Consider the following 20883-nt stretch of genomic DNA (forward strand, 5'->3'; position numbering starts at 1 on the left):
AACACCGGGCCTACTGGTAACACCGGGCCTACTGGACCGACTGGATTTAATCTTCCTGCTGGTCCTGCATCTATTACCTTGACTTCTAACGACACCACAGCATGTGTATCTACTCAAGGAAATAATACTTTATTTTTTTCGGGTCAAGTATTAGTAAACGGTAATCCTACTCCAGGAGTAGTAGTCAGTTTTTCATTTAGTAACCCTTCTCTTGCTTTTATGGTTCCTCTTGCTGTCATTACCAATGCTTCTGGTAACTTTACAGCTGTATTTCTAGCAGCTGATGGGCCTGGAACAGTAACCGTTACCGCTTCACTTCTTGATTCTCCTGGAACAATGGCTAACGTCACTATCACCATTGTAAATTGTCCGTAATGGTTTTATTTTTAAGGACTTAGCAATTTCTGATAAAAAGAGCACTGATTTATAGTGCTCTTTATTATCATTGGGACGTTCCTTTCAAATGAAACCTCATAATACCCAACTAAAATAACGCTTTTGTTCAATTTAGTAATTTTTTGTATAATAAGAGTTAACTAATCCAGAAGGGACTGAATTATGCGCAGATATCAATATTTTTAATCTACCTATCACAACAACATAATGGAGGTAAAAGTATTGATTACAGAACTACACACACAAAGATTGCATTTAAGACAAATGAAAGAATCAGATTCATTAAGCTTATTTAGAATATGGTCTGATCCTGACGTTACAAAATTCATGAATATAAGTAATTTCACTGATGAAAACCAAGCGAAAGATATGATTCATTTTCTCAATGAACTAACTCAAAATAATAAAGCTATGCGTTTTACTATTATTGAAAAAGAATCTAATCAAATCATCGGTTCATGCGGTTATAATTCCTTAGATTTCGAAAATTTAAAGACTGAGATTGGCTATGATGTTTCGAAAGCATTTTGGGGCAAAGGTTATGCCTCTGAAGCGAGTTCTGCTCTATTAGATTACGCTTTTACACATTTGAAACTAAATCGTGTCGAAGCAAAAGTTGAACCTGAAAATCTGAACTCCATAAAAGTATTACAAAAATTACAATTCACTTTTGAAGGGACTCTAAGAAAAAGCGAAATATCAGCTGGGAAGCTTATCGATTTAAATATCTATTCGAAATTGATAACAGATTAATTTTAGTCCCTCGGCCTATACTATATTGAGGTATAGGCTTCTTTAATTTTTATACAAAATTCAAATTTTATACCATTTAATTTACTTTTATTGTATTTATTTGGATATTCGTGATATTATTTATTTATAAAGTCATTACGACTTTACCCTTATACAATGAGCCATGAGCCTTCACAACTCGTGGCTCTTTTCATTACAAACTCCATTTTTTAATAAAATTCAGATTTTAAAAGAATGCTAGTTGACCACCAGGTCTTTCTAACAATGAAACAAGTTCCTGCTTTGGCGTTTCTTTAACTTCTTCTAGTTCCTCTGCTAATTCCTCAAAAGTAGCAAACCAATGTATCGGAAAACATCCACATAATTTTTCACATTCTCGATCATGCCAGAAGAAACAATGTGTACCTTTTGGCTTTAGAATGTATTCCTTAAGTGGTTTATCTTTATAGCCTTTTGTTCGCCAAATCAATTGAGCTTTATAGAATTTACTTTCATCTAAATTCGGCATATTAATTTGCGGTTCTGGTCTCCAAACCTCGTTTTCTACCAATTTAAATCTCTCTGCTGGATAACATCCAAAATGTGATTCCTTACGATTAAATTTGCTGACATAGTAATGATTAGGCTTAGCTGGGAATAAAAAATATTCTTCATTTATTCCCAGTAAAGCTGAATGATCCACATCTATGCACATACCTTTCATTGTTTAATACCCGTTATTCTGACGTTGATGATTTACTTCATTCTTCTTGTAATAACCTTGCTCAATCTCTTCAAATGTGAATCCTAATTTCTTACCTAATCCTAAGTAGGAATATAGCAATTCTTCGTACAACTCCCTATCTTGAGTTGCACGAAATTCCGAAACAGCTTCATATACATTGTTGAACTGACTGACTAACGAACTTGCAGAAAAAACATTTGCGTTGTGATTTAAAAATTCCGCACTATATCCATTAGGATTAAAGCCAATACCGTTGCCTAATGAGGCTATGAAATGTAAACCATCAACATATTCCATCAGAATAACTTCTTTTTCACTTGGCCCTTTATTGCTCCAATGCTTAAAACATCTAGTTTCATTTGCAAGTTCTCCAATTTCAACTTGTAAAGCAAGGATCATATTGTAAAATAAATTTTGGCCTTCCAGCCCGTTCTCCTTGATGATTCTTGTATCTAATACCTTTTGCATTCCGAATATTTTAGTTAAGTTCATTTCCATTTGCTCCCTCACTAATTTAATTAAGCAACTCTTTTTTTCGTATCTATTAAACAATTAAGCATGTATTCTAAACCGAACTGATCCAGTATTAATGTTGCTATTTCAATTTGATGCCTTCTTAATTTGCTTGCTATTTCTTCAATGCCAAGCTGCTTCATCCATAAATCCTTAAAAAGCTCTATATCGTCCTCATTCCAAATAAAATTTACCTCTTCTAAAGCAATGTAGACGTATAATGGCATTTCTTTTTTCTTTTTATTCCGAACTTTCTTGTCGCCAATATCGCCTAAACCCATTTTTCTTTTGCGGATCTTAAACTTATCCACTTGATCTAAAATAAGTGCCGCTACTTCTATTTGCTTTCTTTTAAACCTTTTCGAAATCTCTAAAAGTGTGTAGTTGCTATTCCAAAGCTCTCGAAACTGGAAAACCTCTCTTTGATCCCATAAAAAATCCACTTCTTCTAAAGCAACCCGAACTTTAAAAGCCGACATTTCAAACACTCCTTTAAAAAGCTAATTACTTTATCATTTCATTGGAGGTAGTTTTAACATGACCAACTTTACCGTTAACCCAAATTACAACTTGTTCACCAAAACCGCTGGCTGATGGTTCAAAAGAAAGGATTTTTCCATCCGTAACCACATATAATTTATTACTTGTAACATCGATTTCTTTCTTCATATATTCCTCTCCTTTTTTCTCACTTCATGTACTCAACAACATCAGGTTTAAAACCGCTTCCTAAGTAAATCCGTACCGGAATTATTACTTTTTTATCTCTTGCGGCCTTACACAATTCTTCGGCTGCATCCCAATTAAAAAACTTATCTACAGCACGTTGAAATCTCCATATTGCCATGACATATTGTTCAAATATGTCATAGCGATCATCTTGTTTAGTTGTGCGTGGTAACTCATCCGTACACTTTGCATTCTTTGGAACTTGGACGCGTACATCAGCATATGTATTGCGTCCAGTTCCTTTCTTCACGTTTGCTTTCATGACATCAAACTCACAAATGTCTGGAGCTACATCGAAAATATTTAATTGCTTAGACATTTGCCATCCCGCTCTTTTTAAGAAGGTTCAGCAACTCACTTGCCCCTTCCTTACTTAAAAACATTCGCCCACCAAACAATTCAATGTTAGAGTCAGACACTTCCCCCGTTACAAAGCATGACTTTTCTTGTTTTTTCAAAAGGATGTTGTCTCCATAAACATGAAAGTCTAGTGCTGTCCCTTCAGCAATTCCCAAAGTTCTGCGTAACTCTACTGGAATTACTACACGACCTAACTCATCGACTTTCCTTACAATACCTGTATTTTTCATCTTTAACTCCCCCTTAGTATTTTTTTCAGACAACTTCATTGCTAAATTCATGTAAAATAAACATATATTTGGAAAGGAGGTAAAACTATGGCTTATGAATCTACCCAAGAACTAATTCTTCAAATCATTAATGAAAATAGGGATTTATTAGATCCAGATTCTCAAAAACACTTGAATATGAACTTTTTATTATCAGATGGAAGACTCCAACATCTTTCATCTGACACCATGCTTAAAGTTGTAGATCAATTAATTGAATCAGGTAAAATTCGTTGTGTTGTAAAACGAAACCCTGCCGAAAATAACAAACTTTTAAAATTTAAAGTTACAAAAATTTATTAATTCTAACCCTTCGTAGTTGGCGCTGCGAGGGGTTAATCTTGCCATTTCTCTACAGATTCACCCAAATGGATCATCGCTTTTCCCATTGCATCAATGTAGTTGTTGATTGTTTTTTTTATCATTTCACAATCCTCATGTACCAACTTTTCATATTCTTCAAACGTATTTGCACATCCGTAGTTAAAAACTCTTAATTCATTAAAACAATCATTAATTGCTGGCATTGCCCTTGTATGAATGGTTTCCGTACTAAATTCTTCTCTGTTCAGATGAATCAAATTTACAACTCTTTTATTTTCTATTTTGACCTTCAATAAAGTATTGAATGCCGGTTCATTTAACTTCTCTAAACCAAGTTCTTCTCTTAAATCATTTAAGGATTTCTTACCTTTTAACAAATCCTCTTGAAACTGTTCAGCTTTCATAATCGTTGTATTTTTCATACCTTACTCCACCTTAGTATTTTTATATTTGTTTAAAATCTCATCCAAACGTTTCCTATCATCCTCGAGATCCTCGTTTGGGGTTTGCTGCGGTTGTTGCACTGGTTCATGTTCTTCCTGCTGATGTAACCAATCTGGTACAGCTTCAGTTCGATTAGCAAATCCTTTGCCAGTACGCTTTTTATTTTGCTTGCTCATTTCAAACCAAGTATCTAAAGCAGCAACATCATCTAATGTTTTTACTTTTGCCTTTTCCCAACTACTTAAAATACTACGGATATATCTCCACTTTGGTACATTTTCATCAATTGCTTTATTAACAGCGTGAGTAATTAATTCATTACCGAATCTATAACAAAACTCACCTAATTCTTGGATTGCAATTTCACTTAACGGAATACCCTTTTTAAGTAAAAAGTTGTAACTGATTTTAAATTCTTGATCAATTAATTTTTGAGATGAAGTAGCATTATCATCATCATTTATATTTGTAGTAATATTTGTAGTAATCTCTGTATTTGTCTTACGTTCTAGTGTAAGAGACTCTTCCGTTTTATCGTAGGGGGGTATTGCTTTAGAATGTAAGACCCTCTTGCTTTCTAAAGTAATAGGGCTATTACTTTTCAGTGTAGGAGGGTTACCATTTCCCCAATATATAATAGATATTTTCTGAATCATTTCAGGTACAGGTTCAACATACATAACGTTATTACACCTAGTTCCGTTAACAAGAATCGTCCTAAATTCAATTTTTATAAGTCCACGTTCTTTCAGAAAGTCACATGCTTCTTTTACTTGTCTTTTTGTAAACCCAAATGAATCGGCTAATTGTTGATAACTCTTTTGAAGCGTATCTGCCTTAAACTTTTGTTTATATTGAACTTGACTAGATTCTTCACTTCTTACTTCAGTAGGTTTATACCAATAAACAATTTCTCCTAAGATAGTAATTGCAACAATATTAGGTTTACCATTATCTAATGTAAGTGTTTTAAACCATCCATGATCTATAACATTGCCACGAAAATTTATCTGCCCTATTTGTAATACCTTGTTGTTCATAGCTTTCACTCCTTTTCATAAAACCAATGTGCTATTTCCCTACTTTCCGTGGTATACTTATAACAACTTATTTTTTGAAAAGGACCCACTGCCATGGGTCTTTTTACTTTGCTTCACATCACTCCAAGCCCAGTGTTTTATCGGCTCATAAGTTATGTAAAACAACCATGAACCACATGCAATTAATATCGCTAATATAGCTAATGATGTTGTATCTTCCACTAAATCACTTCCTTTTGTGCTTCAAGCCAAGCTTCTAAATCCTTTTGCAAGAAAAGTAATTTACGACCTTCCCTAATCACTGGAAAATGTGGGTGATTTGCTAATTCATACATTCTACAAACTGCTATATTGAGGTAAGCAGCTGCTTCTTTCACCCTCATTACCTTGTTTGGTTGTGATTGTTGTTGGAATGAAGCTAAAGCTGCTTGAATTTCTTCGCGAACAACTTCACGGATTGACTCTTTAATGATTTGATCTAATCCCATTTTTTTGCTCCTTTCTAATTTACTTAACCAAACATAACTTAACTTAAGGTTAAGTTATGGGCAAAAAATTTTAATTGCATCTAACTTCACTTTAAAAAACTCAGCAATTTTCACAATTAAATCATAATAAGGTCGACGCTTCCCGTTTTCTATATACCAATAATAAACTTCAGTAATACCAACGGCTTCAGCTACTTCCCTACATGTATATCCCTGTTCTACACGTAGCTGCTTTAGAGTTTTCATAAACAACTCCTCTCTTCCGTTTTTGTTGTTAATTACATAATAACTTAACCTGAAGTTAAGTTCAAGTGTTTCCTAAAACTTTTTTCGAAAAAATTACCTTCCCACTTAACTGATAGTTAATATATAATGACAGTGTGACACCATAATAGTAATTAAGAAAAAATAATTTCATATAAAATAAACTTGGGGTGTTTTTTATTATGTTTAGTCATGAGAGATTGAAATCATTAATTGAAAAGAAGAGCATCACCCAACAACAGTTAGCTGATGCAATTGGTGTTAGTCATGTTTCTGTTTATAATTATGTTGAGGGAAAAAAAGCACCCGGTACACGTACACTTCAGAAGATAGCAAATTATTTAAAAGTAACCACAGATTATTTGTTAGGTTTATCTGATTCACCAGATTTAACAGCGGGCGAAGACTTACAGTTAACAAAAGAAGCACACGAAATTCTTCAGATCATTAATGACTTACCTGAAGAACAACGAAAAAAAGCGTTAGAGCAATTAGAGATGTTTGTGAACTACGAAAAATCTAAAGGGAATATGTAGTGTAAAAAGACTATCCAAAAAGTTAGATAGTCTTTTTTACATAACTTTTTCTTTTTTGGATTCACTCAAACAGATAGAAAATAATTTCTCTTTTGGATTATCCTCTTCTTGCAAAAGTAATAAAGCTTGTTTAATTAAATTAACTTCCCCTTCTTTGCTCTTCATCTTCTTCAATCTCCCTCTTTGAGTTTTGGTATTTTTTTACAATAATTTCTTTTTTCTTCTTTCAGCAAAAAAAGAAATTTCTCCTAAAACTACAAATGACATCGTCAATTAAGACGATGTCATTTGTAATATATATAAACTTATTATGTATTTTACCAGCCGCCACCAGGGTCAACCATCATGTGTTGAATTGTAGGTTTTAAATCATTTGTACTAGGTTTTTCTTTTATAGAATCAGTGTTAATGAATAATGTAGCAGCTATTAATAGCGCAGGAATGATTGTAATTATTTTTTTCATAATTTCACCTCTTTCCGAAGACAATTATACCAATTATTCAAATTAAACCCAAGTGTATTTTTGGTAAATTCGAATAAAATATATTCCCTGATTTTTGACACATCAAAAGAGAACGTTTCATTAACTCTTCTTTTTTAGTACCTTCATATGTTAAACCTAAATATGCAGTCTGTATGTCTGTTAACCTTCCATTCTTCTCTTTTAATTGAATCAATAGTTTTCTCGCTTCAATCCTCTTACCTTGTTTAATCCTTAAATATGCTAGTTCACCTGGATGAACAACATCTATGCTACTAATTTCTTTATCATGATGAATCTTTAAAAATGATAATGTATGCTGCACCATTTTTCTTTTTCTCTCAATTCCATTAATCTTACTATCCCCAAGCACTTCAAGAGTCTTTTCCAAATAATATTTTGCTTTCTCATATTCATTCGCTGAAAAAATATACGATTCTCCTAGCTTTAAATATGCATTTACTTTTGGAAAAGAAAAAAAGTTATCCCATTCAAGATCATCTAATAGTTCCATGCTAACATGCCTTGCTTCAATGACTTCACCACCCTGCAACGAAGTAACCGCAATGGCTTCTTTATATCGTAATTTATAACATTCTCGAATGTACCTATTACTTATTTTATTTAGTTTTATTTCAAGAGATTTTAATCGCTCATTTAACGAAGTAAAATTACCCGATTGATATTGCGCTTGACATAATAAAATCTCAATTAACACTTCCATCTCTGAGGTTCTTATTGATTTACTTTCGAGGCTTAATGCCTTATGGTACTGTATAGCATCAATCTCACCTATATATCGTCTATATATAATTCGATACACATTAGCAAATTCTCTATTTTCTGCTACCTTTGATTGTGATTCACTATTTATAATATTAATTAATAGATTAAACTTTCCCCTTAAAGCTAAATCCTCCATTGCCTCACGTAAGTTTTCTGATTTTGGTTTCGTAATATTTATATAATCTGTTAATAAATTTTCTTGAACCTGTATGCCTTTGTTTAATAGGATGACTGTCTTAGAAAGAAAGCCAAAACTCATGTCTGTGTTACCTTTAAAAACTTTTGTAACAGTACTTGGCTTAACTCCCCAATAATTTGCTAGTTTATTTTTCCTTATTCCAGCTGCACATAACTCTTTTTCAATTTGATTTAGAGCTTTCCACATGTTTTGTCCCCCTTATTGGAACAAGACACACTTCCCTATCATGAAAACGCACCTTAATGATGAATTACATCTAAAAGTTGTGTTATACTAGCCGTATATGTTACGCATAGTCGTAACTAAAAGGCTCATGGCAAATGTTTTCCCTACTACAATTAGGGCAAACGGTGTAAAAGTGTTCCCAGCACAATTACACACGCTATGGGTCTTTTTCGTTCCTTCAAATTATATTATTAAGAATATTCTATCACAAATAACCCAAACATCTATTCTCTCATATTCTGAAAATACTTGAGAAAGTTAAAAATATTAATATATTCCTTGTTTTGTAAACTTCCTAAAAAAATATGCAATATTGCATTTAATAATCGGAGTAGACATTTCACTATTGTTTAACAACAGATGAATCCCCCTACACTATAACTGAATTTATTTTTATATGGTAAAATATATCCATCGCTGATATGTCCAAACATGTAATTTTCATAGCAGCAAAATTACAACTAGACTTATACAACATGATTCAAAACAAATGAAGGAGTGTTTTAAGTGAAAGGACATATTCGAAAAAGAGGAAATAAATACTGTATCGTTATTGATATCGGTCCTGATCCAGAGACAGGAAAAAGAAGACAAAAGTGGTTTTCTGGGTATAAGACAAAAAAAGAAGCACAGGCTGATGTGGCAAAGAAAATTACAGAGTTGAATGAAGGAACTTTTATAGAGCCATCTAAAGTTACACTAAAAGATTACCTAAATCATTGGCTAGAAATTAAAAGTATGAGCATAGAAAGGAGTACCTTTGCTGGCTATAAGGCATTTATCAACCAACATGTTATACCTAGTATAGGAATGGTTGCGCTCCATAAATTAAATGTTATACACATTCAAAAATGTTATAAGACTGCGATAGATAAAGGGATTGCAAACAATTCTATTCTGCTTATGCATAGAATTTTAAAGAGCGCTTTAAACCTAGCCGTAAAACAAAATATTATTTCTCGAAATCCAGCAGATTTTGCTGAGATACCTAAAAAAGAAAAAACCCCTATCCAGACTTGGACAGAGGAAGAAGTAAAAAAGTTTTTAGCTCATTCACAAGAATCACGATATCACATTGGGTATCTACTTGCAATAACTACAGGTATGCGTCTGGGAGAAGTTCTAGGGTTACGATGGCAGGACATTGATTTTGAAAAACATACTGTTACAATAAATCAAACATCTGGTCATGACAATAAAATCAAAAAAACTGCAAAAACAAATTCATCAAAACGTACAATTCCTGTACCTAATGAAACAATAGCAGCCTTAAAAAAACATAAAATTTTAATCAATAAAGAGAAATTAAAGTTTGGCTCTGCTTATCTAGATCAAGATTTAATAAATTGTAATGAGTTTGGAAGAATCATAAAAAGAGCACATTTCAGAAAAAGTTTCATTAGGATGACACACAAAGTAGGTATAAAAGAAATTAAATTCCATGATTTAAGACATACACACGCCACTCTACTATTGAAACAAGGAGTTAACCCTAAAATCATCAGTGAGCGATTAGGTCATACAGATATTTCAATGACATTAAGTGTCTATTCTCATGTTTTACCGAATATGCAGGAAGAAGCAGTTAAAAACTTCGGTAAAAGTATCTTTGGATAACCTATGTTTGCAAAATGTTTGCATTTTATCAAAAAAAGTCAAACAAACGTTGTCATATCAAGGTTTGTTTGACCTATCATCTTATATTCTTGATAAAATCTCCGAATCCCTATTGAAATATTTAATAATGGAGCGTTCTCACCACCGCGGGTTATGCATTCGAATCGATATACATAGGAGAAAAAATCTTGTGTTTTTTCATCTTTTATCGGCCCTGACATCGCCTCACAAATATTTTGTGATCTAAGAGGGGAAAAATAGATTTCTTCTTCATTTGTATTTTTTAAATATATAGGACGCTCACAAAAAATATGTGAGATTAAAGCGGGCACCCACTTAGAATACGTTTCATTATCATGTAGTACTGGCAAATTAGAAATCAAATCGGATTGCCATTCATATTTTGGTGGTTCTACTAATCTATTTGGTTTCCAATCATGAATAATCTCATACCAACTTTGAAAAATATAATCGAGCTGCTCTTGTCTAATAGGTTCTTTCGATACAATCCATGGTGTATTTTCATTTAATACGTATGGGTTATGCTGAATAAACAATATATCCGAAAACATATCATACAATCTTTCATTCAAACGTTTCAACTTACTCGTTAATAAAAATGTCTTATAATGTATCTCTACCATGTCCAGCCATTCAATAGGAAAGTATATAAATGATACCTTTTCATTTAAAAGGGGTTCTACTATATTTTCAAATGTTAGCAGCCTTAATTTTTTCATAAAATGATTCCTTCCTTTCTTCAGTTGTCTTGATTATCAAAAAGCTAGAACAATAGTTACTTAATCTAATCCATTTAAACCAAGTATTTAAAAGAAACGTAAAAACTGTTTATCTACATAAATTATTATCAAACCAACTCTTTTAAAAATTCAAAGTAATTATCATGTATAACACCTCTGCTATATTTGAATTTTGATACATTCGAATTATACATTACACTTAATGCATTGTACTTATCATTTACAATATCTTTACAAAAAAACCAAAAAAGAACACCTTAATTCGGTGCCCTTTTTACAAATATCAACCTTTATGTAATTGAACATATAGATAACAGTAATCCCCCAAATGAAATTGCTCCTAGTAAACCTACTACAACTCCTGTTAAACAAATACAATCAGCAAGACAAATAGAAGACTGCGATAATGGAACAAATGACCTACTTGTACTCGAACCATATTGTTTTATTTTCTCATAATTCACATCTAACATTAGATGTAAACATGTTACACCATCCTCAATAGTATGTAGAGGTTCTTTTTCTAATCGCTCCAATAATTTACTATCAAAAGCAACTGCTAGAGGGTACTGCTTATCCGATTTCATATTTTGATAAATTAGTTGCAAACGAGATAATATATTATTTTTCTTCTTTTCAGATGTTACTGTACATTTCATTTTATTAAATTCATTTAATAACAGTGTCAATTCATCTCTTTTTCCGTATAAATCTTTAGCTATTTTTCTCTTTAGTTTATACGAATGGATAATAGATTTTAGTTCAATCATATTCATACACTTCCTAATTACATAGTATTTACCCGATTATTTTATAGATAAACAGTACTTTTTAATCTTATTTAAATTACACTCAAGCATCTTCATTTACTATCGATTAACATTACATTAACCTTACAAAGTTGTAATAAATTCGTTAGCTAGAAGGAAGCAATGCCTAAACTAGACAGATATTTAATGACAAAACCATAAGAAAAAAACAATGATTAGATTTTAAATCTAGTCATTGCTTTATCCATCACATCTTGATTACATCTATATATCTTATTGTTACTCTTTCACTTGAATGATTGAATATATCCATTAAAAATGGCTATATTCTTTGTCGGCACGTACATATAACTAATGTTTTTTTATTGATAAAGTGAAACTTTAATCAGCTCTCACCAATCGGGCTTTTATGGGCAGTCCGCCACCTAACTTCTCTTTGCTCTCGCTGAATTTTTTGGGGGATGTTACTGCCCGCAACTAGCAAGATAGATGTTATCAATATTCATACGTTACAATAGTACCGGTAGTATCAGTAAAACCATCAAAACAGTTAGAGCAACCACCACAGCCGCCACAACCGCCACAGCCTCCGCAACCAAAACAACCGAAGCAACCAATACAACGGAAGCCACCACAACGGAAGCCGCCACAACGACCTCCACCACAGCCGCCACAACGACCACAACCGCCACAGCGACGAGCAGCATCTTCAATATAGTAATATGGATATTGGTTTTGCTGGTCCCAATAGACAATATTTCCAGACCGGTAATCATTAAGGCTTAACGCTTGTAGTTCTTGTTGAAACTGATTCATTTTCATAACCTCCGTTTATAAAATACAACCTCATCGATACTTCCCTATATTCCTGTTCGTTACATCTAAGTAGAAATAGCGCTATAAACTAAGTTCAATACGTACACCAACAAAGTATGACTTATCACTAGATGATGCACCTTGTTCATATACCTATTTTTACTATGGGCTCATTTTTATAAAGTGAAACTTTAATCAGTGGGGTTTTGTTCATCCCCTACCTAACTTCTTTGCTTCCGCTGAATTTTGAGGTGGGGGGCTTACTGCCCGGCAAATAGCGGGATAAATAAAAATTAAAAAATATGAATTCTAGCGTCATATCTTCATACTTACTAAGTTCAATTAATTTCTCAATAATTATGATGCCATGTCCTATATATTTCCGTCTGCTGCTTAGATTTTTCTGTACTGTAAATGGCTTTCGCTATAACACCTCCAAGTGACCGGTTTCTATGACAGATAAGAAATTCCTACAAAGAAAAAAGCCCTTATTAGGGCTTTTCATTCTATTTCTCCAGCAAAACTCTCTATGAAATTCCTAATAGAAAAAAGACACACTTAGATTGATGCGTCTTTTTGTGATGCCTCTTTTGTGAAATCATATAAAGCAATTGCGCCTAAAAGAACAAGTATACCTTGAGGAACATCTAGCAAAATAGTTTTCCAAATTTCTGGAATTACCCATTTAATATCTGCTGCTGTTTCAAGATATGTTTGGAAATAGCTGATTGTAAAATTAATTATCCCTAAAAATACAAACAACGATAAACCAAATCGAATTAATTTCTTATTTGTAAACATATAACACCTCTCAAAATTCATTGGATATTCCTGCTTTTGCTTCTTTATATTTCTATATCTCTATATCTAATTTTAACACATAAAGAGCTCAAAAAAATACGATATGCATATTTGCATATCGTATTAACAACACTCCATGATAATTTAGAAATTCCTGCAAAGAAAAAACAACTCCGTTACAGCTAATAGCTCGGGTTTCTTTTCTTATTTAACTTCATACCACCAACATTTACGTTCTTTAATTGTAAAATAAATGTGACAGAAGTTTATCCAGTTAATGCGTAGACAAGTAAATGAGCTAAATTATCGATATTCTATTTCGCCATATCCGTAGCACTAATGACTTTACGCAAATTTGACAAGAAAAAATATATAGATAGGTATGATCCAGACCTATCTATAACATTACTTCTATTCTTTATCCAATTACGTCTTTTACGTCTGTATCCACTGGCCACTTTTCTAATGTATAAGCCATTTCCCAAAATGAATATTCATATTGACTGCTAATAATAAAATGCTGTTTCATACGTTTGCGGTCTGCCTCTGTTACTTTTTCAGCGATAGTATCTAAACGTGTAATTTGTTCTTCAACTAGCGTACGGAACCAATCAGATCCATAAGCAGAAATCCATTCGTTATAAATTGGCTCTTCCGGCTGGCACTCTTTTAAGCGTTCGCCAATTTCATAATACAACCAATAGCAAGGTAAAATTGCTGCAATGATATCTCCTAAATGCCCTTCATACGCAGCACGATACATATGTGAAGTATACGCATATGCAGTTGGCGCAGGAATAAAATTATCTTTTTCTTCTTTCGTTATCCCTAGTTTTTTAGCAAAATTCTCATGTAAAGATAACTCTGCTTCATATGTATTTTGAGCATGATGTGCCATACGAGCTGTCGTCTCTAATTCAAGAGCTTTTGCAGCTCCTAAAGTTTGTACTCTAGCAAAATGACTCAAATAATATGAATCTTGAAGCACATAATAACGAAAACTAGCTAAATCTAACGTTCCTTCACCAAGTTTTTTTACAAAAGGATGGTTAAAACTCGCTTCCCAAATTGAATCTACTTCTTTACGTAATGATTGTGAAAAAGTCATTTAAATCCCTCCAATAATGTATAAAATATAAGTATTTATCCACAATTATTAAAGCTGTAAAATAAAAAAACTTTCTTTACAGGCGTAAAGAAAGTGAAATTGACAGTATTTATTTACTCATTAAATAGCAACGTCTTTCCCACTTCCCTACGCTGGCATTAACCAGATCAGGTACTAAGAGTCTCAAAATCACATTTGATCTCAGCCTATAAAAGGCCCCCCTAGTGGATAAATATTTTGTTTTTATAATGTATTCATCATAGCATACTTCGTGAAACTGTCAAAAGAATTCGTTATATAATCTCCTTAAAACCCTTCTTCATTTCTAACTTTTAATGATGTTTCAATAATCATATCTAATAGTTTGCTATAACTAATTCCCGCTGCTTCTGCACTTTTGGGCAATAGGCTTGATTGTGTCATCCCTGGTAATGTATTAATTTCCATTACATATGGAATTCCGTCCTTCACCATCATATCAACTCTTGCATAAACACTACATTTTAATGCTTTATAACAAGTCAGTGAAGCTTTATTTACACGTTCCTTAATTTCTGCTGGAAGTTCGATAACTTCCTCAACCGTACTAGTATCATCATATTTTGCATTGTAATCAAAGAACTCGGCTGCATGTCGAATTGAAACTATAGGTAACTGTTTTCCATACAGAATAGAACATGTAATTTCATCACCTTTTATATACTTCTCAATTACTACTTCAGAATCCCATTCGAATACAGTTTCTAGCATTGAGATCAATTCATTTTTATTGTAAACGATTTTCACCCCGACACTCGATCCGCCAGAGTTTGGTTTTACCACTAATGGAAATCCTAACTTATCTAACTCATCAAGATTTAGATCCTCCATTTTTGTAAGTTCAATCCAATCTGGTGTTTCTACACCTTCATAACGTAAAATCTTTTTCGAAATATTTTTATCCATACATATACTGCTAGATAACATATTACTTCCGCTATAAGGAATCCCTAAACTCTCCAGTGTTCCTTGAACTGTCCCATCTTCTCCGTATTTTCCGTGTAATGCGAGCAATGCAAAGTCAATGTCTTTCGCTTTTTCAATTAAATCCATTTTTTCGTTTAATGTAATTGGAACTATTTCATACTTATTTTTATCTAAATGAGCAATCATTTCATTCCCCGTCATAATTGAAACTTGTTTTTCAGACGATACCCCGCCCATAATAACACCGATTTTCATTTTCTCAACTCCAAATTTCATTTTTTAATGTATCACCAATTATTTTAATTCCACGAACTATTTCTTCTTCTTTCAAGCGCGAAAACCCTAATCGGAAAGTGTTTGCTCCTTCTCCATCAGAGTAAAAAACATCTCCAGGTGAAAACGTAACGCCTTTCTCATAACACTTTTGTAAAAGTGTGCGGGCATTCATATGCTCTTCTAGCTCTATAAATAAATGAAGTCCACCATCTCCAGTCATTCTTTTAAAAGGAATGTACTGGTTACATGCCCCGACAGCTAACTCATATTTTTTCTTATAAACAGATCTTGCCTTTTTTAAATATTTTTCAAAATATCCCTCATGTAAATATTGAAACAGAACAGCTTGATCTAGCGTAGATGTGTGAATCGTTCTTGCTCTTTTTACGCTTTCTAAATAATGAATCAGCTCTTTATCTGCAATAATCCAGCCTACACGTAAACCAGGGAAAAGCACCTTTGAAAAGCTACTAATATAAATCACATTATTGCCAGCTCCCGCAAAAGTTAATAATGGAGCTAAATGTGAACCTGAATAACGTAATTCTTCATTAAATCCGTCCTCTATAATAGGAACGTTGTATTTTGAGAATAACCTCATCAATTCCGTTCTTTTCTCTGAACTCGTAACAATACCGGTTGGATTATGATAAGAAGGAATTAAATAAGCAAAATCAAAATCTTTTTCACGCAAACTTTTTTCAACTTCATTCATATCAATACCATCCTCATGCATATCAATCCCATGAACTTCAAGTCCATGTAAACGGAAAAGCTTAAGTGCAGCATGGTGAGTTGGATTCTCACAAATGACACGACCGGATTTTTTTGATAAAGAAGAGAGTACAATATCCAATCCTTCTGTAAATCCATTTGTAATTAGAATATCTTTATTCGAAATGTCTACACCTTTCATTTCCATGTAATGAAGTAAATAATTCATTAACGGTCTATATCCCTTTGCATATCCGTAGTTCAATACGATGTCCCCTTCAATGGACATACGAGTAAGAAAAGCTCTTTTGAAATTTTCAACATCAAATAGCTTCTCATCCGGGGCTATACTATTAAAAACAATCATTCCCTTTTCCCAACGAACACCATGTTTCATTAAATCTAATTCGTCCGCTAATGCGGTCACTGTATTAAGTTTATTTTTCCAATCTATTTCAACAGACGAAGTGTTAGATATATCCACCTTGGCAACAAAGTTCCCTTTTCCTTTAACTGCATAAATGAGTCCTTCTTGCTCTAAATCTGCATAAGCAGCGAGTACAGTGTTTCTACTCACACTTAGTAATTCACTTAGTTCCCTTGTTGATGGGATTTTTTGATCCCCGAGCAAATGCCCTTTCATAATCATTTTCTTCAAATAATCTTTCAATTGAATATAAACGGGACGTTCTTTAACAACTTTAAAATCCTTAAACAATTTCTTACCCCCTGCAATCATTTTTGCATATTTATTTCATTCTCAAAAGGTCCACGGCATATGTATTTTTTATAAAGGGCGGTACGGTCTTACAAATCTTTTCGATATAAGTTTATTACATCTTTTAAAGCTGCAGCTGCAGCGCCTCTTGGATTAGAAGCCCCACCAATTGTAGTAACTTGTCCCATCGTATCTGTAAAGAACGTAATTCCTTTTTCGGTTCCATTTACTTTTGCTAACGGATGATCTTTTTCTATTTGGCACGGTTCAACATTTAAATTCACATTGCCTCCCTCATCCTTATATGTTGATGCTATTAATTTAATAATTTTATGTTGTTCCTTAGCATTTCGAATTTGCTGTTTTGTAACGTGCTCGATTCCTTTTATATGTATATCAGTAAGTGTTTTCTCTGTTTCTATTAAGCTGTTTGTCAAAAGTAACAATTTACACGCACTATCTGAACCACTTATATCTAATATAGGGTTTGTCTCAGCAATTCCTTTATTTTGTGCTTCTTTCAGTGCTTCTTCAAATGTCATATCTTCCTCATACATTTTCGTAAGAATATAATTAGTTGTTCCATTTAATATTCCTTCTATTTTTTCAATACTGCAACCGGCTAAACTAACTTGTCCAATATCTAGTGTCGGTAGTGCAGCGGCTGTTGCACCGCTATATCGAATTCGTATATTTGCGCCTTTTGCTGCTTCATTTATTTCTCTCCAGTTTGTAACGAGCGCACCTTTAGAAATTGCTACTATATCCATCTGTTTTTCAATCGCTTGTTTCATATATTGTTTCCCTGGATTTCCATCTTTAAGATTTGTAACTGTTGATTCTACCAATACAGTACCACTTATGCTAGTTGTTGCACGTTCCTTCGGATGATACTCTAAATATTTTTCAATTGCAGCGGTACCGCCACCATACATTAATAAATGATGAAGTGATAAGCCGTCTTCATTATGTATTGCAATATTTCTCCCTAATACGCCGCTTACAACTAATTGAATCCCATATGTTTCATATATATATGAATATTTTTCATTTAATAATTTTATAAACTCTCTACCTACTGTTCCGTATCCTGATAATACAACTTGAATTTTCATAATATCCCCCCATATTTTTCTACCAAATCCCTCTTTCAATATAATATAAAGCGCTCTCGAATTCCATCGAGAGCGCTTTATTATTACCTATTTCGGTAAACGTGATAGCTTTTCAGCAATTGTTCTATAAAACTCTTGAATGCTAGAAAAACCTAACGAGTCTGAAACACTTAACCCTATCATGTCGAGATGGTCCCAATTCGCTTTCGTTTCGATATGATTCCATTTTCCAATCTGTAATGACTCATTATTATTTACAGTAACATTAGAAGATGGTGCAATCATAGAATTTGTATTTACTACACCATCATTTTGCCACCAAGAAGTATCAACTAGCGGACGGTTTTCTTCATATCTCGCATAAGAACCTAAGAAAAATGCATTTCCCATTAACACTTTATTCATCGTTATATGAGGCAAATGTAAACCTGTTATAGGTGCTGCTTGTGATGCATGTCCACTATAGGATAAATAATACACATCTGGTTGCGTCTTTACCCAATTATTTAACTCCTTTGCACCATCTGTACTTAAATCCCATTGACTTATATCTTTTGTATTTTTCCAAAGTGAACTATTTAGAATACGATTACTATATTGGAAAAAGGACTCTCCAGCATTCTTCTTTATACCCCATTGATCCAATTTAAAATCATATAATGATAAATTATTGTTTCCTCCAAAGCTTGCAGCTGTAATGAGTAAATCTTTAACGAACGGCAGTAGAAGACTACCATCCGCAAGTGTTGTACCGTTGTGAGGGGTTGCTAATGTTGTAACACTATGAACGTATGATTTTCCGCCTTCAAATAGTGGTGATATTTTGGTGTCTGGGTGATTTTTCACATAATTCTTTTCTTCAAAACTACCTTCTTTTAATAGCTGTACTAATGTTCTAATCGTTTGTCCACCCATGCTATGTCCAACTAAATGAACTTTATTTGTTTCACTCCAATTCGGCGCAAAACCACTATAAGTTCTGCCAAAACGATTATGTCCATGTTTCTCAGCATGGACTGCACCATAGTCTACTGTCCCACCGCTAATTTGTGCATACAATTCACATGCACGATCCCAGTTACTAGAAACAGGTCCAACAGCTGCGGTATGTACCGTATAACCATTTCGTTTCAAATCTTCCTGTATATCATGAACACCACCCCAATATTTTACGCCAAGCATTTCTTCTCTACCCCATCCAGCAAATCCATTCACCAATATGATAGGATAATTATTTTGTTGCCTCTCTTCAGCGTATGATATTTTCGCTGCGAATGAACATACGGTCACTAATGCAAAAAAACATATTTTTAAAAATAACTTCCCCATACTTTCTCCCCCCTAATAAAACGTTTACATTTTTCTTCCTAAAAAAATTAACAGAATAATTTAACAACTTAAACATAATGTAAAGTATTTTATATACATTGTATATATAGAAAACATATACAACTGTTGATAAATATTAATTCAAGCAAATATTTACTTTTTACAATATAACTTGTAAATCTATTTATTTAGATTTATAATTAGATATAGTTTCCTCATGTTAAAAAGATTTAAAAACCATAAGAAAACTAATCTCATTGCTTGAAAAGGAGGAAAAGGCATGCAAATCGGATTCAATATTCATACATTATCTCAACCTACTAAAATAACTCCATCTCATCTTGAGCATAATACTATCTCTTCTACTAAACTTGAAGATAAAAAATCAAATGATTCCATCAAATTTGATATTCGTTTATCTGAAAAAGAAATGAAACAACCTGAGCATAAATTTAATGAATTAGATTTATGGAAGATGCTAAAAGATAAAGGTGTTCCTTTATGAATTATACTTGAAATGCTACAAAAGGCTCGTAAAGAAAAAGAAGCACAAAATAATTCAGTTCAAAATTCAAATGCGATTGAAGAAACGAGTGAGACTCGATTAAATGAAGTAATGTAAGTTATTTAAACGGTATTAAAAAGAGCTCGAGGTTGATAAAGTATCCATCAACCTCGAGCTCTTTTTTAAGATTTTTCTCCAATCGTTACAAACTGAATTGATACCTCATCTCTATAACCTTCAATTAACTTTCTTACTTTTACTTTTTCATTAATCAACGTATTATCTGTCGATATTTTAGGGTTTTCATCACCTAATGACTTTTTCAAGTGTAGAAGTTGCATATTCGTTTCATTTGCTTTTATTTCTTTATACACACTATTTTTCGCCACAACGATATACCATAGTGCTCCATAGTCACGTTTATTGCCAAGCCAAGCATCACTACCATATGTAACAGGTATCTTGTTTCCTTCTATTTCAATACTTTTTATATTCTTTTCTTCTTCATTTATAAATAATAGGGAACTTTCTTTTGGAAAATTCGACAACGTATCTAACGTTTTAGAAAGGGATGCTTGATCACGTTTACGAAAAAGCTTTGCATTCATCATCGCTTGTGCAGTAGATTCATTTATTATCAGAACCCTTTTTTGGTCAAATCTACCTGTTTTCACTGCAAAAGCTTCCTGTTCTTTCGTGTTTTCCTTATAACGATTCATAATTGCTCCAGTATGATTCTCATCTCCAATGATTAACACACCGTTAGCTGGAAATCTGTTTTCGTTTTTAGAGCATGCACTTACACTTAATAACAATAATATACTTAATATGAAAATAGATAATTGTTTTTTCATC

The 20883-nt window shown here is 32.9% G+C and carries 29 protein-coding genes, 2 pseudogenes and 1 riboswitch; of the genes and pseudogenes, 5 read left to right on the plus strand and 26 right to left on the minus strand.

The window, feature by feature from the left end; translation table 11 throughout:
* Window positions 1–143 precede the first annotated feature (143 nt).
* On the minus strand, window positions 144–359 hold the full coding sequence (locus MR107_RS22040; protein ID WP_000237382.1) for a hypothetical protein: 216 nt from the start codon (window positions 357–359) through the stop codon (window positions 144–146).
* Between the two features lie 259 nt (window positions 360–618).
* Between MR107_RS22040 and MR107_RS22045 the strand changes: the two genes are divergently transcribed.
* On the plus strand, window positions 619–1149 hold the full coding sequence (locus tag MR107_RS22045) for a GNAT family N-acetyltransferase (RefSeq protein ID WP_242292712.1): 531 nt from the start codon (window positions 619–621) through the stop codon (window positions 1147–1149).
* 226 nt (window positions 1150–1375) lie between these two features.
* On the opposite strand, the gene MR107_RS22050 is transcribed toward MR107_RS22045, so the two are convergent.
* Genes MR107_RS22050 through MR107_RS22075 form a run of 6 tightly spaced genes read right to left on the minus strand, consistent with a single transcriptional unit; the run spans window position 1376 to window position 3705 of the window.
* Window positions 1376–1852, minus strand: a complete 477-nt coding sequence (locus tag MR107_RS22050) for a hypothetical protein (protein ID WP_242292713.1) — start codon at window positions 1850–1852, stop codon at window positions 1376–1378.
* Window positions 1853–1855: 3 nt separating this feature from the next.
* Complete coding sequence (locus MR107_RS22055; protein ID WP_242292714.1) at window positions 1856–2371, minus strand: dUTP diphosphatase; 516 nt, start codon at window positions 2369–2371, stop codon at window positions 1856–1858.
* 20 nt (window positions 2372–2391) lie between these two features.
* Window positions 2392–2865, minus strand: coding sequence for a sugar ABC transporter substrate-binding protein (locus tag MR107_RS22060; RefSeq protein WP_242292715.1), 474 nt, complete (start codon window positions 2863–2865; stop codon window positions 2392–2394).
* A 25-nt stretch (window positions 2866–2890) separates the two neighbouring features.
* Window positions 2891–3055: a DUF3954 domain-containing protein gene (locus tag MR107_RS22065; protein ID WP_242292716.1), complete on the minus strand. Its 165-nt coding sequence runs from the start codon at window positions 3053–3055 to the stop codon at window positions 2891–2893.
* A 19-nt stretch (window positions 3056–3074) separates the two neighbouring features.
* On the minus strand, window positions 3075–3434 hold the full coding sequence (locus MR107_RS22070) for a cell division protein SepF (protein WP_199669735.1): 360 nt from the start codon (window positions 3432–3434) through the stop codon (window positions 3075–3077).
* Window positions 3427–3705: an AbrB/MazE/SpoVT family DNA-binding domain-containing protein gene (locus MR107_RS22075; protein WP_199669736.1), complete on the minus strand. Its 279-nt coding sequence runs from the start codon at window positions 3703–3705 to the stop codon at window positions 3427–3429. Before MR107_RS22075 ends, MR107_RS22070 begins: the two co-directional genes overlap by 8 nt.
* 87 nt (window positions 3706–3792) lie before the next feature.
* Here MR107_RS22075 and MR107_RS22080 point away from each other — a divergent pair, with 87 nt between their 5' ends.
* On the plus strand, window positions 3793–4047 hold the full coding sequence (locus MR107_RS22080) for a hypothetical protein (RefSeq protein WP_242292717.1): 255 nt from the start codon (window positions 3793–3795) through the stop codon (window positions 4045–4047).
* Window positions 4048–4079: 32 nt separating this feature from the next.
* Here MR107_RS22080 and MR107_RS22085 read toward each other — a convergent pair whose 3' ends face one another.
* From MR107_RS22085 to MR107_RS22105, 5 genes are read right to left on the minus strand one after another with little or no spacing between them, the layout of a single operon-like run.
* On the minus strand, window positions 4080–4490 hold the full coding sequence (locus MR107_RS22085) for a hypothetical protein (protein ID WP_202822736.1): 411 nt from the start codon (window positions 4488–4490) through the stop codon (window positions 4080–4082).
* A gap of 3 nt (window positions 4491–4493) precedes the next feature.
* Window positions 4494–5552 carry a DnaD domain-containing protein gene (locus MR107_RS22090; RefSeq protein ID WP_242292718.1) on the minus strand — a complete coding sequence of 353 codons (1059 nt, stop codon included), beginning with the start codon at window positions 5550–5552 and terminating at the stop codon, window positions 4494–4496.
* 57 nt (window positions 5553–5609) lie between these two features.
* Window positions 5610–5774: a hypothetical protein gene (locus MR107_RS22095; RefSeq protein WP_202822734.1), complete on the minus strand. Its 165-nt coding sequence runs from the start codon at window positions 5772–5774 to the stop codon at window positions 5610–5612.
* The gene (locus MR107_RS22100; RefSeq protein ID WP_000522030.1) at window positions 5774–6040 is read right to left on the minus strand and encodes a helix-turn-helix domain-containing protein; all 267 of its coding nucleotides are present in this window, start codon (window positions 6038–6040) and stop codon (window positions 5774–5776) included. Before MR107_RS22100 ends, MR107_RS22095 begins: the two co-directional genes overlap by 1 nt.
* A gap of 54 nt (window positions 6041–6094) precedes the next feature.
* A complete protein-coding gene (locus MR107_RS22105) occupies window positions 6095–6286 on the minus strand; it encodes a helix-turn-helix domain-containing protein (RefSeq protein WP_000854271.1) in 192 nt (63 codons plus the stop codon).
* A 200-nt stretch (window positions 6287–6486) separates the two neighbouring features.
* Between MR107_RS22105 and MR107_RS22110 the strand changes: the two genes are divergently transcribed.
* Entirely contained in the window at window positions 6487–6840 is a 354-nt protein-coding gene (locus MR107_RS22110) for a helix-turn-helix domain-containing protein (RefSeq protein ID WP_000491236.1), read from the plus strand.
* A gap of 36 nt (window positions 6841–6876) precedes the next feature.
* On the opposite strand, the gene MR107_RS31400 is transcribed toward MR107_RS22110, so the two are convergent.
* The 3 genes from MR107_RS31400 to MR107_RS22120 all read right to left on the minus strand — a co-directional run bounded on the left by MR107_RS31400 (window position 6877) and on the right by MR107_RS22120 (window position 8493).
* On the minus strand, window positions 6877–7005 hold the full coding sequence (locus MR107_RS31400) for a hypothetical protein (RefSeq protein WP_000836783.1): 129 nt from the start codon (window positions 7003–7005) through the stop codon (window positions 6877–6879).
* Window positions 7006–7157: 152 nt separating this feature from the next.
* Complete coding sequence (locus MR107_RS22115) at window positions 7158–7304, minus strand: hypothetical protein (protein WP_000720921.1); 147 nt, start codon at window positions 7302–7304, stop codon at window positions 7158–7160.
* Window positions 7305–7341: 37 nt separating this feature from the next.
* Complete coding sequence (locus MR107_RS22120; RefSeq protein WP_063264024.1) at window positions 7342–8493, minus strand: AimR family lysis-lysogeny pheromone receptor; 1152 nt, start codon at window positions 8491–8493, stop codon at window positions 7342–7344.
* Window positions 8494–9039: 546 nt separating this feature from the next.
* Here MR107_RS22120 and MR107_RS22125 point away from each other — a divergent pair.
* The gene (locus MR107_RS22125; protein WP_242292719.1) at window positions 9040–10149 is read left to right on the plus strand and encodes a site-specific integrase; all 1110 of its coding nucleotides are present in this window, start codon (window positions 9040–9042) and stop codon (window positions 10147–10149) included.
* Between the two features lie 38 nt (window positions 10150–10187).
* Here the strand turns inward: MR107_RS22125 and MR107_RS22130 are convergent, their stop codons facing one another.
* The 10 genes and pseudogenes from MR107_RS22130 to MR107_RS22175 form a co-directional block, all read right to left on the minus strand.
* Window positions 10188–10889, minus strand: coding sequence for a pPIWI_RE module domain-containing protein (locus tag MR107_RS22130; protein WP_086403819.1), 702 nt, complete (start codon window positions 10887–10889; stop codon window positions 10188–10190).
* Window positions 10890–11200: 311 nt separating this feature from the next.
* The gene (locus MR107_RS22135) at window positions 11201–11686 is read right to left on the minus strand and encodes a hypothetical protein (protein WP_002182774.1); all 486 of its coding nucleotides are present in this window, start codon (window positions 11684–11686) and stop codon (window positions 11201–11203) included.
* Between the two features lie 209 nt (window positions 11687–11895).
* Window positions 11896–12030: pseudogene (locus MR107_RS22140) on the minus strand (site-specific integrase); the annotation flags it as partial.
* A gap of 145 nt (window positions 12031–12175) precedes the next feature.
* Window positions 12176–12496: a heterocycloanthracin/sonorensin family bacteriocin gene (locus MR107_RS22145; protein ID WP_001071364.1), complete on the minus strand. Its 321-nt coding sequence runs from the start codon at window positions 12494–12496 to the stop codon at window positions 12176–12178.
* Between the two features lie 558 nt (window positions 12497–13054).
* Window positions 13055–13318, minus strand: coding sequence for a DUF3937 domain-containing protein (locus MR107_RS22150; RefSeq protein ID WP_002082716.1), 264 nt, complete (start codon window positions 13316–13318; stop codon window positions 13055–13057).
* 397 nt (window positions 13319–13715) lie between these two features.
* Window positions 13716–14405, minus strand: a complete 690-nt coding sequence (gene tenA, locus MR107_RS22155; protein ID WP_000144509.1) for a thiaminase II — start codon at window positions 14403–14405, stop codon at window positions 13716–13718.
* A 127-nt stretch (window positions 14406–14532) separates the two neighbouring features.
* Window positions 14533–14638, minus strand: a riboswitch (TPP riboswitch).
* Between the two features lie 73 nt (window positions 14639–14711).
* The gene (locus tag MR107_RS22160; RefSeq protein ID WP_242292720.1) at window positions 14712–15626 is read right to left on the minus strand and encodes a D-alanine--D-alanine ligase; all 915 of its coding nucleotides are present in this window, start codon (window positions 15624–15626) and stop codon (window positions 14712–14714) included.
* Between the two features lie 4 nt (window positions 15627–15630).
* Window positions 15631–17079, minus strand: a complete 1449-nt coding sequence (gene pdxR, locus MR107_RS22165) for a MocR-like pyridoxine biosynthesis transcription factor PdxR (protein WP_242292721.1) — start codon at window positions 17077–17079, stop codon at window positions 15631–15633.
* A gap of 89 nt (window positions 17080–17168) precedes the next feature.
* Entirely contained in the window at window positions 17169–18194 is a 1026-nt protein-coding gene (locus MR107_RS22170; RefSeq protein WP_000701758.1) for a homoserine dehydrogenase, read from the minus strand.
* Between the two features lie 87 nt (window positions 18195–18281).
* Complete coding sequence (locus MR107_RS22175; RefSeq protein ID WP_000517070.1) at window positions 18282–19523, minus strand: esterase/lipase family protein; 1242 nt, start codon at window positions 19521–19523, stop codon at window positions 18282–18284.
* Between the two features lie 280 nt (window positions 19524–19803).
* Here MR107_RS22175 and MR107_RS22180 point away from each other — a divergent pair.
* Window positions 19804–20145: pseudogene (locus tag MR107_RS22180) on the plus strand (DUF3914 domain-containing protein).
* A gap of 65 nt (window positions 20146–20210) precedes the next feature.
* On the opposite strand, the gene MR107_RS22185 reads toward MR107_RS22180, so the two are convergent.
* The gene (locus MR107_RS22185; protein WP_242292722.1) at window positions 20211–20882 is read right to left on the minus strand and encodes a lipoprotein BA_5634 family protein; all 672 of its coding nucleotides are present in this window, start codon (window positions 20880–20882) and stop codon (window positions 20211–20213) included.
* Window position 20883 lies beyond the last annotated feature (1 nt).

This window comes from Bacillus cereus group sp. BfR-BA-01441 (assembly GCF_022663075.1).
GTDB classification, from domain to species: domain Bacteria; phylum Bacillota; class Bacilli; order Bacillales; family Bacillaceae_G; genus Bacillus_A; species Bacillus_A cereus.

Coding starts and splice junctions, on each gene's coding strand:
- MR107_RS22040 (WP_000237382.1), bottom strand. CDS start 359: ATGGTGATAGTGACGTTAGCCATTGTTCCAGGAGAATCAAGAAGTGAA.
- MR107_RS22050 (WP_242292713.1), bottom strand. CDS start 1,852: ATGAAAGGTATGTGCATAGATGTGGATCATTCAGCTTTACTGGGAATA.
- MR107_RS22055 (WP_242292714.1), bottom strand. CDS start 2,371: ATGGAAATGAACTTAACTAAAATATTCGGAATGCAAAAGGTATTAGAT.
- MR107_RS22060 (WP_242292715.1), bottom strand. CDS start 2,865: ATGTCGGCTTTTAAAGTTCGGGTTGCTTTAGAAGAAGTGGATTTTTTA.
- MR107_RS22065 (WP_242292716.1), bottom strand. CDS start 3,055: ATGAAGAAAGAAATCGATGTTACAAGTAATAAATTATATGTGGTTACG.
- MR107_RS22070 (WP_199669735.1), bottom strand. CDS start 3,434: ATGTCTAAGCAATTAAATATTTTCGATGTAGCTCCAGACATTTGTGAG.
- MR107_RS22075 (WP_199669736.1), bottom strand. CDS start 3,705: ATGAAAAATACAGGTATTGTAAGGAAAGTCGATGAGTTAGGTCGTGTA.
- MR107_RS22080 (WP_242292717.1), top strand. CDS start 3,793: ATGGCTTATGAATCTACCCAAGAACTAATTCTTCAAATCATTAATGAA.
- MR107_RS22085 (WP_202822736.1), bottom strand. CDS start 4,490: ATGAAAAATACAACGATTATGAAAGCTGAACAGTTTCAAGAGGATTTG.
- MR107_RS22090 (WP_242292718.1), bottom strand. CDS start 5,552: ATGAACAACAAGGTATTACAAATAGGGCAGATAAATTTTCGTGGCAAT.
- MR107_RS22100 (WP_000522030.1), bottom strand. CDS start 6,040: ATGGGATTAGATCAAATCATTAAAGAGTCAATCCGTGAAGTTGTTCGC.
- MR107_RS22105 (WP_000854271.1), bottom strand. CDS start 6,286: ATGAAAACTCTAAAGCAGCTACGTGTAGAACAGGGATATACATGTAGG.
- MR107_RS22110 (WP_000491236.1), top strand. CDS start 6,487: ATGTTTAGTCATGAGAGATTGAAATCATTAATTGAAAAGAAGAGCATC.
- MR107_RS31400 (WP_000836783.1), bottom strand. CDS start 7,005: ATGAAGAGCAAAGAAGGGGAAGTTAATTTAATTAAACAAGCTTTATTA.
- MR107_RS22115 (WP_000720921.1), bottom strand. CDS start 7,304: ATGAAAAAAATAATTACAATCATTCCTGCGCTATTAATAGCTGCTACA.
- MR107_RS22120 (WP_063264024.1), bottom strand. CDS start 8,493: ATGTGGAAAGCTCTAAATCAAATTGAAAAAGAGTTATGTGCAGCTGGA.
- MR107_RS22130 (WP_086403819.1), bottom strand. CDS start 10,889: ATGAAAAAATTAAGGCTGCTAACATTTGAAAATATAGTAGAACCCCTT.
- MR107_RS22135 (WP_002182774.1), bottom strand. CDS start 11,686: ATGAATATGATTGAACTAAAATCTATTATCCATTCGTATAAACTAAAG.
- MR107_RS22145 (WP_001071364.1), bottom strand. CDS start 12,496: ATGAATCAGTTTCAACAAGAACTACAAGCGTTAAGCCTTAATGATTAC.
- MR107_RS22150 (WP_002082716.1), bottom strand. CDS start 13,318: ATGAATTTTGAGAGGTGTTATATGTTTACAAATAAGAAATTAATTCGA.
- tenA (WP_000144509.1), bottom strand. CDS start 14,405: ATGACTTTTTCACAATCATTACGTAAAGAAGTAGATTCAATTTGGGAA.
- MR107_RS22160 (WP_242292720.1), bottom strand. CDS start 15,626: ATGAAAATCGGTGTTATTATGGGCGGGGTATCGTCTGAAAAACAAGTT.
- MR107_RS22170 (WP_000701758.1), bottom strand. CDS start 18,194: ATGAAAATTCAAGTTGTATTATCAGGATACGGAACAGTAGGTAGAGAG.
- MR107_RS22175 (WP_000517070.1), bottom strand. CDS start 19,523: ATGGGGAAGTTATTTTTAAAAATATGTTTTTTTGCATTAGTGACCGTA.
- MR107_RS22185 (WP_242292722.1), bottom strand. CDS start 20,882: ATGAAAAAACAATTATCTATTTTCATATTAAGTATATTATTGTTATTA.